The organism is Streptomyces sp. bgisy130 (genome assembly GCF_057708345.1).
Genome location: NZ_JBYISA010000027.1, coordinates 81,724 through 96,227, shown reverse-complemented (window position 1 = coordinate 96,227; position 14,504 = coordinate 81,724). Strand labels below are relative to the sequence as shown.

Sequence of the window (14,504 nt, the reverse complement as noted above, 5' to 3'; positions counted from 1 at the left end):
TCTACGGACGCACGCCCCCACTCACCGGCCCCGGAGGTCCGTCACCGCACCCACAAACCACCCGGCCCGCCGCAGGCGCAACGGCGAGCAACAACCACGGCGGGAAAGCCGAAAACGTGGGGAAAAAGGGGCTAGGCCCGCGTCCGCCCGCCGTACTGCACCGCCAGCACCACGAGCCCCGCCGCCAGCCAGACCCCGCCCACGAGCTGTGCGGTGGCGGACGCCTCGACGACCACCGCGATCACCACCGCCAGCCCCAGCAGCGGCACCAGCGCATGCCACAGCACGCTCGGCGCCCCGGCCCCGTCCCCGGCCCCGTCCCCGGGCGCCCCGCTTCGCCCCGGCCGGCGGTCTCCCCGCCGTCCCCGGATCCAGAACCAGCCAAGCACCGAGGCGTGCAGCAGGCCGAACGCCGTGAGCGCGCCCACGTTCACGATCGACGACAGCTGGTCGAGCCCGTCGTCCCTGCGGGCCGCGCCCACCGCCGCCACCAGCGTCACCAGGGCCGCCCCCAGCAGTGCCCGGCGCGGTGCCCCGCTGGCCGAGTCCACCTTCGACATCACCCCCGGCAGCCGCCGGTCCCGGGCCATCGCGAACAGCAGCCGGCCGGCCGCGGCCTGCCCCGCCAGCGCCGCGAACGCCGCGCCGACCGCCTTGCTCACCGCCACCAGATCGCGCAGCCACCCGCCCACCGCCGCGTCGACCGTGGCGTAGAACGCCGTGCCCTGCTCCGCGGGCCGGGCCGCCAGATCCGCCGCGCTCACCGGCATCAGCAGCGCCGCCAGATACGTCTGCACCGCGAACAGCACCCCGGCCACCACCAGGCAGCTGAGCAGCGCCCGCGCCACCCGGTCCGGCCCGCCCCCGGCCTCCTCCGCGAACGAGGCGATCGCGTCGAAGCCCAGATAGGACAGCACCGCCACCGACACCGCGGACAGCACCGCCCCCACCGAGAAACCGCCCTCCCCGGTCAGCGGCGCGGCCCACCCGCGCTGCGCCCCGTGCGCCACCAGCACGACGACCGCCGACACCACGAACACCGCGAGCACCACGATCTCCATCGCCAGCACCGCGAAGCCGACCCGGGCCGCGGTCCGTACGCCCGCCAGATTCAGCAGCGTCGTCACCACCACCGCCAGCGCCGTCCACACCCACGGGTGCACGGCCGGCACCAGCGCATGCAGCGCGATCCCGGAGAACAGATACGCCACGGCCGGAATCAGCAGGTAGTCCAGCATCGCCATCCATCCGGCGACGAACCCCGCACCCTCGCCCAGCCCCGCCCGCGCATACGCGTAGACCGACCCGGCCCGCGGGGCCACCCGCACCATTTGGGCGTACGAGGAGGCGGTGCAGGCCATCGCGACGGTCGCGACCAGGTAGACGGCGGTGATCGCACCGTGCGACCTGGCCTGGAGCGTGCCGAAGATGCCGACCGGCGCCATCGGGGCGATGAACAGCAGGCCGTAGACGAGCAAATCCCGGAAGGTCAGCGTCCGCCGCAGCGCCCCGGGAGCGCCGGAGTCCGCGCCCCCGCCGGTGGCGCCGTCCTCCCCGCCGTCCTCCGCCCCCTCCGCCTCACTGCCGCTGGTGCCCGGCATCCGTGCCTCCTCGCTGCGTGCCGCCCTCAGTCTGGGCCAGCGGCCGATCTTCGGGGCGAGGGCCACGCCCTTACGATGGGACGCATGACTTCCTCGCCCAGCCCGACTCCCGCCACCACCCCGGGCGAAGCCGCTTCGCGCCGCAGGGTCCTGCTCGCCGCCCCGCGTGGCTACTGCGCGGGCGTGGACCGCGCCGTCATCGCCGTCGAGAAGGCCCTTGAGCAGTACGGCGCGCCCGTCTACGTTCGCCACGAGATCGTGCACAACAAGTACGTCGTGAAGACCCTGGAGAAGAAGGGCGCCATCTTCGTCGAGGAGACGGAAGAGGTACCCGAGGGCAACATCGTCATCTTCTCGGCACACGGCGTCGCCCCGGTCGTCCACGAAGAGGCCAAGCGCGGCAAGCTCGCCACCATCGACGCGACCTGCCCGCTGGTCACCAAGGTCCACAAGGAAGCGGTCCGCTACGCCAAGGAGGACTACGACATCCTCCTGATCGGCCACGAGGGCCACGAAGAGGTCATCGGCACCAGCGGTGAGGCGCCCGAGCACATCACCCTCGTCGACGGCCCGAAGGACGTCGAGAATGTCGAGGTCCGCGACCCGGACAAGGTCGTCTGGCTCTCCCAGACCACCCTCTCGGTCGACGAGACCATGGAGACGGTGGATGCCCTCAAGGGCCGCTACCCCAACCTCCTCTCGCCGCCCAGCGACGACATCTGCTACGCCACCCAGAACCGTCAGACCGCGGTGAAGCAGATGGGCGCCGAGGCCGATCTGGTCATCGTCGTCGGCTCCAAGAACTCCTCGAACTCCGTGCGCCTCGTCGAGGTGGCGCTGGGCGCCGGCGCCCGCGACGCCCATCTGGTCGACTACGCCGAGGAGATCGACGAGTCCTGGCTGGAGGGTGTCGGCACGGTCGGCGTCACCTCCGGCGCCTCCGTCCCCGAGATCCTCGTGGACGGCGTCCTGGAGTGGCTCGCCGCACGCGGCTACGAGGACGTCTCGACCCTCACGGCCGCCGAGGAGTCCATCCACTTCTCGCTGCCCAAGGAGCTCCGCCGGGACCTGCGCGCCGAGGCCAAGTCCGCCACCGAGGACTGAGCCTCCCGCCGGTTCGCCACCCGGGGGCCACGAGTCGTCGCATCCCGGGGGCGAGCCGCCCCGTCCGCGCCTAGCCTTTTCCCATGAGGGTCTTCGGTGTGGACATCGGCGGATCGGGCATCAAGGGTGCCCCGGTGGATCTGGCGCGCGGCGATCTCGCCGAGGAGCGCCACAAGGTACTGACCCCGCACCCGGCCACCCCGGAAGCGGTCGCGGACTGCGTCAAGGAGGTCGTGGACCACTTCGGGTGGACGGGGCCGGTCGGTGCGACCTTCCCCGGTGTGGTCGCCGACGGCACGACCCGTACGGCCGCCAACGTCGACCAGGGCTGGATCGGTCTCGACGCCGACGCCCTGCTCACCGGACGGCTGGGCGGCGAGTCCGCCGGCCGCCCGGTCACCCTGCTCAACGACGCGGACGCGGCCGGCCTGGCCGAGATGCGCTACGGCGCGGGCCGCGACCGCACGGGCACGGTCATCGTGCTCACCCTCGGCACCGGCATCGGCAGCGCGGTCTTCATCGACGGCCGCCTCGTGCCCAACACCGAGCTCGGCCATCTGGAGCTGCACGGCCATGACGCCGAGAAGCGCGCCTCCACCAAGGCCAAGGAGGACGAGGGGCTGAGCTGGCAGCACTGGGCCCACCGGGTCCAGAAGTACCTCGCCCATGTGGAGATGCTCTTCTCGCCCGAGCTGTTCGTGATCGGCGGCGGGGTGAGCCGCAAGGCGGAGAAGTTCGTGCCGCTGATCGAGGGCATCAGGGCCGAGATCGTGCCGGCTCAGCTTCAGAACAATGCGGGGATTGTGGGGGCCGCGATGGCTGCGCACGCCGCTCGGGCTGGCGAGCCACCTGCCGCGGACGGTTCCCGGGCCGCGGCCGCGGCCGGTCGGCAACCCGCGACGCCGGCCGGTTCCGCTGCCCGCGCGGTCCGCTCTGCGGTCGACTCACCGGTCGGCTGGCCCGACGCCGCGCGATGAGCAGCGCCCGCCGGACGAGCGCGAGCAGCGCGCAGACCAGTGTGCCCGCGTAGAGCCAGCCCGCGTTCAGCGCGAGGACGGTGAAGAGGCCCATCAGCAGCCCCTCGAACCCGTCCCCGCCGTGCTGGATCGGCAGCGCACCCAGCGCGAAGGCGATCGGCAGGGTGACCGGCGCACAGATCAGGTCGTACGGCCTGATCCACAGCGCCGCGCCGACGCCCACCAGCAGGTACCAGACGCCGTAGGGAGCCGGTGCGCCGCCGAACAGCAGCCGGTCCACGAAGGCGAACGCCAGCAGCGCCAGCGTCGCCAGCAGCCAGCAGCCGAGCCCGGTCAGCTTGGCGGCCGGCAGCCGGCGCCGCGGGACGTCCGGCGGACCGTCCGCCGGGCGCCGGGACCCGGCCCGGTAGACGGCGGAGGATTCCGCGCCCGCCGGTGGGGCCGGGGCGTGCCCGGGGGCCGGGGAGGCCGGGGAGGCTGGGGAGGCCGGGGAGGCCGCCGGACGGGCGGGCGCCCGGAGGGCCCCGGCCGGGGAAGGCCCGCGCGGCGGGGCATGCACGGCGGCCGTCGCGGAGGAGGCCGGTACGGACGCGAACCCGGAGGCCCGCATCGCGGAGAGAAAGGCGTCGTCGGGATCGGGGGTCACGGCCTCCGCGGGGCGCGGGAGCCGGGCGTCCTGGCCCGCGGGCGGCCGTCCGGACCGCGGCGGGCTGTGCTGGGGCGTGCGCGCTTCGTGTTGCTCCACCCGGCCACGGTAGGCCGCTAAGTGGTATTAACCGGTCGCGGGACACGCGCTTTCGCCGAGCTTGCGGCCGAGTTCGCTACGGGCCGGGGCGCGGGCCGGTCCTGGGGGCGGCCACCCCGCCCCCACCGCCCCGTAGACTGGTGGATCGGCCCTCCCGGGGCCGTGCCCACCCCACCACCTCGCTCGGAAGTCGAGTCGCCACGTGTCGCTCACGATCGGAATCGTCGGTCTGCCGAATGTCGGCAAGTCGACCATGTTCAATGCCCTGACCAAGAACGACGTGCTGGCGGCCAACTACCCGTTCGCCACCATCGAGCCGAACGTCGGTGTCGTCGGCGTCCCCGACCCCCGCCTGGCCAAGCTGGCCGAGATCTTCGCCTCCCAGAAGATCCTCCCGGCCACCGTCGACTTCGTCGACATCGCCGGCATCGTCCGCGGCGCCTCCGAGGGCGAGGGCCTGGGCAACAAGTTCCTCGCGAACATCCGCGAGTCCGATGCGATCTGCCAGGTCATCCGCGCCTTCAAGGACGAGAACGTCGTCCACGTCGACGGCAAGGTCTCGCCCAAGAACGACATCGAGACCATCAACACCGAGCTGATCCTCGCCGACCTCCAGACCATCGAGAAGGTGCTGCCGCGCCTGGTCAAGGAGTCCCGGATCAAGAAGGACGTGGCCCCGAAGGTCGCGGCGGTCGAGGCGGCCAAGGAGATCCTGGAGAAGGGCGACACCCTCTTCTCCCAGGGCATCGTCCAGGGCTCGGGCAAGGAGGAGCTCCTCCACGACCTCCACCTCCTCACCACCAAGCCCTTCCTCTACGTCTTCAACGTCGACGAGGACGAGCTGATCGACGAGGACTTCAAGAACGAACAGCGCGCCCTGGTCGCCCCCGCCGAGGCGATCTTCCTGAACGCCAAGCTGGAGGCCGACCTCGCCGAGCTCGACGAGGACGAGGCCCTGGAACTCCTCCAGTCCGTCGGCCAGGAAGAGCCCGGCCTCGCCACCCTCGCCCACGTCGGCTTCAACACCCTCGGCCTCCAGACCTACCTGACGGCCGGCCCCAAGGAAACCCGCGCCTGGACCATCAAGAAGGGCGCCACGGCCCCCGAGGCAGCCGGTGTCATCCACACCGACTTCCAGAAGGGCTTCATCAAGGCCGAGGTCATCTCCTTCACCGACCTGGTCGAAACCGGCTCGGTGGCCGAGGCCCGCGCGGCCGGCAAGGCCCGCATGGAGGGCAAGGAGTATGTGATGCAGGACGGGGATGTGGTGGAGTTCCGGTTCAATGTGTGAGCGGATGAAATAACACCACGTTGGGGACCTGGTAAAGATGCAGGTCAAATGGGGTCGGCTCCTCGGGGAGCCGACCCCATGCTGTTTCCCGTGCCGGGTTTCCTGATGGCCGGTCACTCACTTGGTCCGACTCGAGGAGGTCGCTAGTGGTACGTTATTCGGTACCGCTTGATGTAGGGAGTCAGCCAATGTCCATAACCGCGAGCGAAGCCCGCAAGGCTCTCTTTCCGCTGATCAAGAAGGTCAACGACGATCACGAGGCCATCGAGATCGTCTCCAAGCACGGCAACGCCGTGCTCGTCTCGGCCGAGGACTACGCCGCACTGCGCGAAGGCTCGTACCTGCTGCGCTCGCCTGCGAACGCAAGGCGGTTGCTCAAGGCGTACGAGAACGCCCTGGGCAACATCAACGTGTCCGAGCGCGAGCTGATCGATCCGGACGCAGTGGACCCTGCTGCAGGTGCTGCGTGAGGCTCGTCTTCGAAGACCAGGGCTGGGAGGATTACACGTCATGGCTCAAGAACGACCGCAAGATGCTCGCTCGGATTAACAAGCTCATCGAGGACGTCAAGCGTGACCCCTTCACAGGAATCGGTAAGCCCGAGCCCCTCAAATACCACTTGCCCGGAGCGTGGTCGAGGCGGATCGATGATGAGCACCGCCTCGTCTACCTGGTCACGGACAAGGAAATTGTGATCCTCGCAGCTCGCTATCACTACTAGACGCATCGCTCTCGACGGGGCACATCCTGTGTCGGACCTGCTCCTTCAGGTGATGTTGGCGGCAAGGGCTGCGGAGGTGGCGAGCTGCTGCGCGAAGTCGGCGACCGCCATCCTGTCCAGATGTGCGACCCCGTCACCGAGTCGGTCTTCCCAGTCGGGACGGAATTCATATGTCAGCAGATGCCCTTCCCGGTGAGTGGACAGTCTGACGTTGAGCAGGGTCTCCAGCCCAGGCGCCGGCAAGACCACAGGGGTCTGGAAGATCTTGCGCTCCGCGGCGCCGGGGGCGAACAGGCTCTGGCCGAGCAGCAGGGCCGGATCCACCAGCCGCCCGGCTTCCTCGCACCAGATGGTCACGTGCCCGCGGACCTCTCCGTCCGGTAGGGCCATCGGCTGCTGTTGCCAGCCCGGCAGATCGAGTGGGTCCTCTTCACCCCGTGCCACCTGCAACCTGGTCGGGAGCAGCCTGCATTCCAAGCCCATGGAGCGCAGCGCCGCGGCGAACGCCAGGGCGAGGAAGGCAGAGGAGGGCGCCGCCTGCCCGCCCAGGTGATAACTGGTGGCTCCGAGCAGGCCGTACACCAAGCGCGCATCCGGGGGAACGGCCCGGGTCAGGGCCACGGCGTCGCGCCAGGAGTATTCGGACATCCGGTGTGCACCGCTGCCGCCCGACGGTGGCAGCGGGACACGAGGAGGCCCATCCTCGCCCACCGTTTCGGAGGGTTCGCCATGGGAGCTCTGCTCGTGCAATTCCAGGAACTGGCGTGCGTTGATCGCGAGCGGTACATGGGCCTGTCCCGCCGCCTCGAACAGTTCCAGACTCTCGCGCATGAGAGCACGGCACAGGTCCGGATCTCCGTCCGGATGTCCCAGCGGATGCCGAGTCCAGGCGAGAACCGCGCGCCGATTGACGACATAGGCCAGTACGTCCGGCCCGGCTTCGGTGTGAGCTCTGAGGAGGGTCTCAGCCCGGTCGATCAATGACTCCGCGGCCTGCAGGATCCAGACGTCAGTGGTCAGCTCGTGCTTCTGCCGGTTGAGGCTGCCGACCATCACAGCATGGGCCGCGTCCACCATGTGGTCCGCATGGTGGCGCATGATGTTGATGGCTACCCGCTCGGCGGGCTCGGGGACACGGGATCGTCCACCGCCCCCTCGTCGGCGTGTTCCACGATCTCGAGTGCTTCGCGCAACAGCGCCTCGCTGCGCACCAGGTCGCCGTGGATGTTCGAGATCGCTCCCGCGACGTTTGCCAGCAATGCCACGGTGTTGCCGTCCGCGTGGCCGCTGCCGATCACGTGATGCGTCACATGCACCGCATGCTCGATCAGTGCGGCTGCTTCGGTCCACCTGTGCTGCTTCTGGCAGTCCACCAACCGTTCCACCAGCTCGTACTGGAAGCGTCCTTGCATCATGTCGACGGTCTCGCCGTCCATCAGCGCGCGGACTACCTCTTGGACGATGCTATGGATTGCCAGCATGCCGTCGCGAGGATCGACCAGGGAGAACCTGCGCAGCTCCGCCACGGCACTGTAGACGCCCGACCCGGTCGGAAGGTCGAGCGTTGCGAGGTGAAGCGGAATGAAGTCCGGGGCGAGCAGGGCGCAGCGGGCGAGCAGGCCGGCGGCGAGATGCCGTCCCGAATTCTCGGGCGAGTGCAGCGACTGAGCGAGGACCTTCCCGACGCTGAGAGCCACCGCCGCCGTCAGCGTCGCACCCTCCCGGTAATCGAGCGGCACGAAGCCGGAGCCGTCGAGCAACCGGGCCCGGCAGTCGGCGAGTTCTGCTAGATAGACACCAACCGGGCATTGAGTCGCCGCGATGTAGCCGGTGGCCTGGGCGATGCCGAGCGGGATGCCCTCCACCGCGTCGACTAGTTCGGACACTTCGGTCTTGGAGACGTCCGGCAGTCGCTCCCTGGCCCAGGCGGTTGCCTCCTCAGTAGTCATCCGTTCCACGACCAGTCCGCCGTCAGCCGTGGCCCAGGCCGAGTCACGGGTGGTGATCAGTATGTGCGTGCCCTCGCAGGCTGGCAGCATCCTGCGCAGCAGCTCCCGGTTCGCGACGTTGTCGTAGACGAGCAGCAGTCGCGTGCCCAGCTGTGCGAAGAGGAGGTTGACCTGGGCGAGGACCTCCCCTTCCGTGGCCGACTCGGCTCCGTGCCGCTCCTCGGCGAGGATTCGCCGATAGGCGGCGAGTACCTCCTCCCGGGTGTCGGAGGGGATCCACCAGACAAATTCGTACTGGTCTCGGTAGCGGTGGGCATACAGGCTGGCGATGCTCGATTTGCCCATGCCCCCCCAGTCCGGACACGACCACGCGGACCTTCCCCGTGTCGCGGTCTCTTTCGAACCGCTCCCGCAGCGCACTCAGTTCCTGCTCCCTGCCGCGCACGCCCGCGGCCGAGGGGACCCCGCGGAACAGGGCGCGGCCTGGTCCCGACAGCTCGCCCGACTTCGCCCCAGGCACGGTCCGGTGTCCACGCAGGAGCCCCGGAAGCGCGTCCAGCCGAAGCGTACGTCGGGCGAGTCGACGGTCCGCAGACCACTCAAACATCTTCACGAACAACGCGTCGATGGTGCCGTCGACCTCGGCCGCTGCCATGGCGGCGGGGGACATCCGCAACAGCTCCAGCCGGGCCTGGTCGAGGACCTGTTCCCACGGGCCGATCCGGGTGTCGATCTCGAGCCGTCGCAGGAGAGCGTGGTCGTCGGCGGTGAGCGTGATCGAGGTTCGCAGGCCCGCGCACTTGGCCAGCCACCGGTCCGGTTCCGGAACGGTGCGGGTCAGTGCAGCCGCATCCCGCACGGCCTGCCCCGACGACGGGTGCACTGGAGCATCGGAAAGAAACCGCAACACCGCCGTACCTTCCGGATCGGCCTCTCCCCATCGACGGGCGAGCCGCATCAGCTCCGGGCCGGACCACGAGCCCGGCTCGATCCGAGTCTTGGCCTGGGCCGGCAAGAGCGGCTGCCCCTGTGCGTCTCGCACTTCGAAGTCGATGGCTTCGTCGGCGCCCTCAACCCGAAAGGCGTCGGCCTCCGGATACTGCCCCGGGGTGCGAATCAGTTGCAGAATGGCGCATGCTGTCTGGAACCCCATGCCCCGCGCTGTGTCAACTCCACCCACCTTTCCCCCCTCTGCCCTGAGCTGCCTCCAGGATGCAGGACCCCACTGACAGTCCTCCCCACGATCCTCGAACACCTGGGACTGATGTCGTGCGGTCGTGCAGAAGGCCATGCGGTTCTCGCCCCTGATGTGGCTGCCCAGCCTTCGAAGGAGGCAAGCGCGGTTGCCTGTACGCAAGCTGGTGTCGAGGTGTGTCTGAGCCCTGCCGTGCTGGGATGCCGCTCCCGTGTTGGACAGCGGCGGCATCTGCCCTACGACGGCTGCCGTCGGCCACGGATGAAATGCCGGGCAGCCAGGACGACGGCCGTCACCACGGCCACGGCCACCATCGCGAGCATCCAGTTGCCCCAGTAATCCAGCGGCAGCACCGAGGAGTTGGCCCTCGGTCCCGGGCGCAGCAGTACCGGCAGGGCGACCATGGTCAACGCGCCCGCGACCGTCAGGGCGCCACGGACCGGGCCGCGCACGCCATCGCGCATCCCTCCGCGCACACCACCGCGCACCACCACCATCCCCACCAGCAGCACCACCGGCGCGATCAACGCGTCGTGCAGCACTACCGCTCCGCCCAACCAGGCCAGCACGCCGGTCACTTCACGGACGTCCGTCAGCAAGGACGCCCCGACGCCCATGAGCGCCAGTCCGGTCACGCCCGCGAGGGCACGCAGGAGCTTCATGCCAGGACCTCCAGTCGGCCGACCCACTTGGTCTGGAGTACGCCGGGGCGGTTCGGGGCGATGAGGCGTGCCGGGTAGCCGTGGTCGGGGGCGAGTTCCGCGCCGTTCAGGCGTAGGGCGAGCAGGGTCAGGGGGTCGCGGGCGTGTTCATGGCCCATCTCTGACACCCGGTAGCCGCCGCGCAGTTGCAAGGACGTTACCCGGACCCGCGCGTGCGGTGGTGAGCCCGCCCGTTCCAGCAGGTCCGCGACCCGCACACCCGTCCAGTGCGCCGACTTGCTCCAGCCCTCCACACAGGCGATCGGCAGCTCCACCTCGTGCTGCGGCAGCGCGCGCAGCTCGTCCAGCGTCAGGGTGTAGCGCTGCGGACCGTCCACCACCAGGCGGTACTCCTCGTCGGCGATCCGGCCGACGCCGGCTGCGGCAGCCGTGCGGTTGACGGGCAAGGACTGCGGGCCCTGGTCCGGGTGGCGCGGTGCGAAGAGGGTGAAGTCCTTCAGCGGGGTGACGGACTGGCCCACGGTGGTCAGCGTGACGGCGCCGACCGCGGCGCCCACCGCGGCCAGCAGGGAGCGCCGGTCGGGTCCGTCCTCTACGGGCAGGGCGAGCGTCCCGGGCGACCGCCGGCTCCAATGTGCCCGGATCTCCGGGGCCTTGACCGCGAGGTGCAGCACCATCGCCCCGACGACCAGCCACCCCACGGCGTAGTGCACCGGCACGAACGAGAACGGCCACGGGTACCACTGGGCCGTGTTCAGCAGTCCCGTCGCCAGCTCGAAGACGGATCCTGCCACCAGCACGGCGATCGACAGCCGCTCCAGGGCGTGCCGGACCGACCGTAGTAGCGGCCGTTCGAACAGCCGTGGATACACGGTCCACAGTTTGGCCAGCAGCAAAGGGATCGCCGCGATGCCGGAGGCGACGTGCAGGCCCTGGGTGAGGCGGTATCCCCACGACGGGCGGCTGGGGATGCTGTTGGCCAGCCAGTCCGGCGGATGCTGCATGAGGTGGCTGATCAGTCCGGTGACGAAGCACACCGCGAACGCCGACCCCAGCCACCGGCCGATCGAGGTCGCCGTGCGGGCGTCATGGAGTCTGCCCTTGAACACCGGAGGAGAGAGACGGGATTTCATGTGTCTCAATTTCATGTGTCCCATCACAGCCGCCGTATGGGTGCTGTGGAATGCCTCGCCTCCTTACGGAACACGGACATCGGCTTGCTGTGCCCGGGCGGACACTCGGTGTGGCCTCACTGGACGACGGGGTGCGGAACCCGGTCCGGTTCTACGGGCGCTCACCAAGTGACGAACCGTCAGGACTGGCTGGGTGGCCGGATCCAGCCCAGTGCGCGCTCGACCGCCCGCTTCCAGTTCTCGTACTCCGACTGCCGCCGCTCGGGGTCCATGTCCGGCAGCCACTGGGCGGCCCGGTGCCAGTTGCGGCGCAGGACCTCCAGGTCGGGCCAGTAGCCGGCGGCGAGGCCGGCGGCGTACGCGGCGCCCAGGGAGACCGTCTCGACGGCCATGGGGCGCACCACGGGCACGTCGAGCACGTCGGCCAGGAACTGCATGAGGAGGTTGTCGGACGTCATGCCGCCGTCCACCTTGAGCACCTTCAGGGCGAGCGAGGAGTCGGCGTTCATGGCGTCGACCACCTCCCGGGTCTGCCAGCCGGTGGCCTCCAGCACGGCCCGCGCCAGGTGCTCCTTGGTGATGTACGAGGTGAGGCCGACGATCACGCCGCGGGCGTCGCTGCGCCAGTGTGGCGCGTACAGCCCGGAGAAGGCCGGGACGATGTAGCAGCCGCCGTTGTCCTCGACGCTGCGCGCGAGAGTCTCGATCTCGGGAGCGGTGCTGATCAGCCCCAGCCGGTCGCGGAACCACTGGACCAGCGCGCCGGTGACGGCAATCGGGCCTTCGAGGGCGTAGACCGCGGGCTGGTCCTCGATCTTGTAGGCGACGGTGGTGAGCAGTCCGTGCCGGGACCGTACGAGGTCGGTGCCGGTGTTGAGCAGCAGGAAGCTGCCGGTTCCGTAGGTGCACTTCGCCTCGCCGGGGGCGAAGCAGGTCTGGCCGAACAGCGCCGCCTGCTGGTCACCGAGTGCCGCGGTGATACGGACGCCCGGGAGGACGGAACGGGCGACTCCGTAGGTCTCGGCCGAGGAGTGGATCTCCGGGAGCATCGGGCGCGGGACCCCGAAGAACTCCAGCAGTTCCTCGTCCCAGTTGAGCGTGCTGATGTTCATGAGCATGGTGCGGCTGGCGTTGGTGACGTCGGTGAGGTGCAGACCGCCGGCCGGCCCGCCGGTGAGGTTCCAGATCAGCCAGCTCTCCATCGTGCCGAACAGCACCTCACCGTCCTCGGCGCGCTGCCGCAGCCCGTCGACATGGTCGAACAGCCAGCGGATCCGGGGGGCGGAGAAGTACGTGGACGGGGACAGGCCGCAGCGGCGGACGAAGAAGTCGTCCCCCGGCCGGCTGCTGAGCTCCTCGACCAGCGGGGCCGTACGGGTGTCCTGCCAGACGATCGCCCGGCCCAGCGGGGTGCCCGTACGCCGGTCCCACAGCACGGTGGTCTCGCGCTGGTTGGCGATCCCGATGGCGGCGACCTCATGGGTGCTGACCTCGGCGTGGGACAGCGCCTGCGGCACCACGCGCTGAAGCGTGTGCCAGATCTCGACGGCGTCGTGCTCGACCCACCCGGGCCGGGGGAAGTGCTGCTGGTGCTCCCGCTGGGCGACCGACACCAGCCGCCCCTGGTGGTCGAACAGGATGCATCGGGTGGAGGTGGTGCCCTGATCGATGGACATCACATACCGCTCAACCATGATCAGCCTCCCGTCGCGGGGCGTGCGGGCCTCGGGGTCTACCAGCGGGCGGCCCCCAGGTCTCTGGAGATCGCCTGGGCGGCGTGGCGCACCTGGCTGACAAGGGCCGGCAGCGGGACCCCTTTGGCGTCGCAGATCCGCTCGACCGTTCCCGAGGCGCCGATGGCGCCGACCACCAGGCCACCGTGGCCCCGTATCGGCGCGGCGATGCCGGCCTCGCCCATGGTCATCTCCTGTACTTCGGCGGCCCACCCGAGGTCCCGGACCTCGGTGAGCGCCCGGGTGAGGCGCTCCGGGGCGACCAGGGTGTGCCGGGTGCACGCCTCCAGCCCGGTCTCCACCGCCGGCTCCAGTGGCACGCTGCCGAAGGCCAGCAGCACCTTGCCGAGCGAGGAGGCGTGCAGGGGCAGCAGCGCGCCCACATCCAGGGTCTGGAGGGTGTCGTCGGGGCGGAAGACGTGGTGGACGATGAGCACCTTGCCCTCCAGGGGCGCGCCCAGACGGACCGCTTCCCCACTACGGGCGGCAAGGGCGTCGGCCCAGTTGATGGAGCGCGACCGCAGCTCGTTGACGTCGAGGTAGCTGGTGCCCAGGTGCAGCAGCGCGGCCCCGAGGTGGTACTTCCCGGTCGCCGCGTCCTGCTCGACGAAGTCGACGTTCTGGAGGGTGCGCAGAATGCCGTGGGTGGTGCCCTTCGCCAGACCGAGCGACGCGGCCACCTCACCGAGCCCGAGCCGACGGGGCCCACTGGCGAGCAGACGCAGGATCGCCGCCGCCCGTTCGATCGACTGGACCGGGCCGGCCATGAGGCAATGGTAGTCCCGCGGTCGGCAGCGGCCGGAAGGAAAGGACCCTCGGAATCCGGCGTTCGGTAATGCCGACCGCCGTTCATTGACCGCCTCCACCGTCCGCCATAGCGTCCCTCTCAGGCCCGGCGTCCAGCCGGCACCGGCCTCGGAGGTGGAGGCATGACGGCACAGCTTGACCTGGTGGTTCCGGAGGCGGACGGACACGTCTGTCCGCTGCCGCACATCCCCGAGGCCGTCTCGGTCGTACGCCGGAGGGTGCGTACGGTCCTGGCCGACTGGAACCTGGCCCCGGACGTCGCCGAGGACGCGCTCCTGGTGATCTCGGAGCTGATCACCAACGCGGTCGTGCACGCCCTGCCGCCGGCGGTGCTGCGGCTGTCACGGGCCGGGACCGGCGGGCGCGGCGCGCTGCGCGTAGAGGTGACCGACGCGGGGCCTGCGGCGGCGGACGGGCGGCCGGTCGTCGCCCCCTGCCCGGCCGAGCACGGCCGCGGGCTCGACATCGTCACCGCCCTGGCGGCCGAGTGCGGCACCCGGGTCCACCCGGGCGGCATCACCTGGTGGGCGGAGCTCCCCGCGGCCTGAACCGGCAGGCCCCGGCGCAGACACCAGCAGGCCACGGC

General features: G+C 70.2%; 13 protein-coding genes and 1 pseudogene. 6 read left to right on the top strand and 8 right to left on the bottom strand.

Annotated features, from left to right (window positions below):
• Positions 1 to 131: 131 nt before the first annotated feature.
• A complete protein-coding gene (locus tag AC3EUV_RS28300; RefSeq protein ID WP_432147091.1) occupies positions 132 to 1,601 on the bottom strand; it encodes an APC family permease in 1,470 nt (489 codons plus the stop codon).
• 84 nt (positions 1,602 to 1,685) lie between these two features.
• On the opposite strand from AC3EUV_RS28300, the gene AC3EUV_RS28295 reads away from it, so the two are divergent.
• Together AC3EUV_RS28295 and ppgK are read left to right on the top strand one after the other, a co-directional pair.
• A complete protein-coding gene (locus tag AC3EUV_RS28295) occupies positions 1,686 to 2,705 on the top strand; it encodes a 4-hydroxy-3-methylbut-2-enyl diphosphate reductase (protein WP_432147092.1) in 1,020 nt (339 codons plus the stop codon).
• Positions 2,706 to 2,788: 83 nt separating this feature from the next.
• On the top strand, positions 2,789 to 3,682 hold the full coding sequence (ppgK, locus tag AC3EUV_RS28290) for a polyphosphate--glucose phosphotransferase (RefSeq protein ID WP_432147093.1): 894 nt from the start codon (positions 2,789 to 2,791) through the stop codon (positions 3,680 to 3,682).
• Between the two features lie 10 nt (positions 3,683 to 3,692).
• Here the strand turns inward: ppgK and AC3EUV_RS28285 are convergent.
• Positions 3,693 to 4,292 (bottom strand): annotated as a pseudogene (locus tag AC3EUV_RS28285) (DUF6542 domain-containing protein); the annotation flags it as partial.
• Between the two features lie 337 nt (positions 4,293 to 4,629).
• On the opposite strand from AC3EUV_RS28285, the gene ychF reads away from it, so the two are divergent.
• The 3 genes from ychF to AC3EUV_RS28270 all read left to right on the top strand — a co-directional run bounded on the left by ychF (position 4,630) and on the right by AC3EUV_RS28270 (position 6,439).
• A complete protein-coding gene (gene ychF / locus AC3EUV_RS28280; RefSeq protein ID WP_432147094.1) occupies positions 4,630 to 5,718 on the top strand; it encodes a redox-regulated ATPase YchF in 1,089 nt (362 codons plus the stop codon).
• A 188-nt stretch (positions 5,719 to 5,906) separates the two neighbouring features.
• On the top strand, positions 5,907 to 6,188 hold the full coding sequence (locus AC3EUV_RS28275; protein WP_251084127.1) for a type II toxin-antitoxin system Phd/YefM family antitoxin: 282 nt from the start codon (positions 5,907 to 5,909) through the stop codon (positions 6,186 to 6,188).
• Positions 6,185 to 6,439: a Txe/YoeB family addiction module toxin gene (locus AC3EUV_RS28270; RefSeq protein WP_009321768.1), complete on the top strand. Its 255-nt coding sequence runs from the start codon at positions 6,185 to 6,187 to the stop codon at positions 6,437 to 6,439. The genes AC3EUV_RS28275 and AC3EUV_RS28270 overlap by 4 nt, the downstream gene beginning before the upstream one ends.
• 45 nt (positions 6,440 to 6,484) lie before the next feature.
• Here AC3EUV_RS28270 and AC3EUV_RS28265 read toward each other — a convergent pair whose 3' ends face one another.
• The 6 genes from AC3EUV_RS28265 to AC3EUV_RS28240 all read right to left on the bottom strand — a co-directional run bounded on the left by AC3EUV_RS28265 (position 6,485) and on the right by AC3EUV_RS28240 (position 13,878).
• Positions 6,485 to 7,516 carry a hypothetical protein gene (locus AC3EUV_RS28265; protein ID WP_435604167.1) on the bottom strand — a complete coding sequence of 344 codons (1,032 nt, stop codon included), beginning with the start codon at positions 7,514 to 7,516 and terminating at the stop codon, positions 6,485 to 6,487.
• Between the two features lie 32 nt (positions 7,517 to 7,548).
• Complete coding sequence (locus AC3EUV_RS28260; protein ID WP_435604166.1) at positions 7,549 to 8,733, bottom strand: hypothetical protein; 1,185 nt, start codon at positions 8,731 to 8,733, stop codon at positions 7,549 to 7,551.
• A 1,086-nt stretch (positions 8,734 to 9,819) separates the two neighbouring features.
• Entirely contained in the window at positions 9,820 to 10,245 is a 426-nt protein-coding gene (locus AC3EUV_RS28255) for a hypothetical protein (RefSeq protein WP_432145467.1), read from the bottom strand.
• Entirely contained in the window at positions 10,242 to 11,378 is a 1,137-nt protein-coding gene (locus AC3EUV_RS28250; protein WP_432145466.1) for a molybdopterin-dependent oxidoreductase, read from the bottom strand. The genes AC3EUV_RS28255 and AC3EUV_RS28250 overlap by 4 nt, the downstream gene beginning before the upstream one ends.
• A gap of 179 nt (positions 11,379 to 11,557) precedes the next feature.
• Complete coding sequence (gene glpK / locus AC3EUV_RS28245) at positions 11,558 to 13,072, bottom strand: glycerol kinase GlpK (RefSeq protein WP_435604165.1); 1,515 nt, start codon at positions 13,070 to 13,072, stop codon at positions 11,558 to 11,560.
• 38 nt (positions 13,073 to 13,110) lie between these two features.
• Positions 13,111 to 13,878 (bottom strand): IclR family transcriptional regulator, encoded by a 768-nt coding sequence (locus tag AC3EUV_RS28240; RefSeq protein WP_435604164.1) that lies wholly within the window; start codon positions 13,876 to 13,878, stop codon positions 13,111 to 13,113.
• A 162-nt stretch (positions 13,879 to 14,040) separates the two neighbouring features.
• Between AC3EUV_RS28240 and AC3EUV_RS28235 the strand changes: the two genes are divergently transcribed.
• Positions 14,041 to 14,466 carry an ATP-binding protein gene (locus tag AC3EUV_RS28235; protein WP_435604163.1) on the top strand — a complete coding sequence of 142 codons (426 nt, stop codon included), beginning with the start codon at positions 14,041 to 14,043 and terminating at the stop codon, positions 14,464 to 14,466.
• Positions 14,467 to 14,504: the final 38 nt, after the last annotated feature.

Coding starts and splice junctions, on each gene's coding strand:
- AC3EUV_RS28265 (WP_435604167.1), bottom strand. CDS start 7,516: ATGGTGGACGCGGCCCATGCTGTGATGGTCGGCAGCCTCAACCGGCAG.
- AC3EUV_RS28275 (WP_251084127.1), top strand. CDS start 5,907: ATGTCCATAACCGCGAGCGAAGCCCGCAAGGCTCTCTTTCCGCTGATC.
- AC3EUV_RS28240 (WP_435604164.1), bottom strand. CDS start 13,878: ATGGCCGGCCCGGTCCAGTCGATCGAACGGGCGGCGGCGATCCTGCGT.
- AC3EUV_RS28235 (WP_435604163.1), top strand. CDS start 14,041: ATGACGGCACAGCTTGACCTGGTGGTTCCGGAGGCGGACGGACACGTC.
- AC3EUV_RS28260 (WP_435604166.1), bottom strand. CDS start 8,733: ATGGGCAAATCGAGCATCGCCAGCCTGTATGCCCACCGCTACCGAGAC.
- glpK (WP_435604165.1), bottom strand. CDS start 13,072: ATGGTTGAGCGGTATGTGATGTCCATCGATCAGGGCACCACCTCCACC.
- AC3EUV_RS28255 (WP_432145467.1), bottom strand. CDS start 10,245: ATGAAGCTCCTGCGTGCCCTCGCGGGCGTGACCGGACTGGCGCTCATG.
- AC3EUV_RS28300 (WP_432147091.1), bottom strand. CDS start 1,601: ATGCCGGGCACCAGCGGCAGTGAGGCGGAGGGGGCGGAGGACGGCGGG.
- ppgK (WP_432147093.1), top strand. CDS start 2,789: ATGAGGGTCTTCGGTGTGGACATCGGCGGATCGGGCATCAAGGGTGCC.
- AC3EUV_RS28295 (WP_432147092.1), top strand. CDS start 1,686: ATGACTTCCTCGCCCAGCCCGACTCCCGCCACCACCCCGGGCGAAGCC.
- AC3EUV_RS28250 (WP_432145466.1), bottom strand. CDS start 11,378: ATGAAATCCCGTCTCTCTCCTCCGGTGTTCAAGGGCAGACTCCATGAC.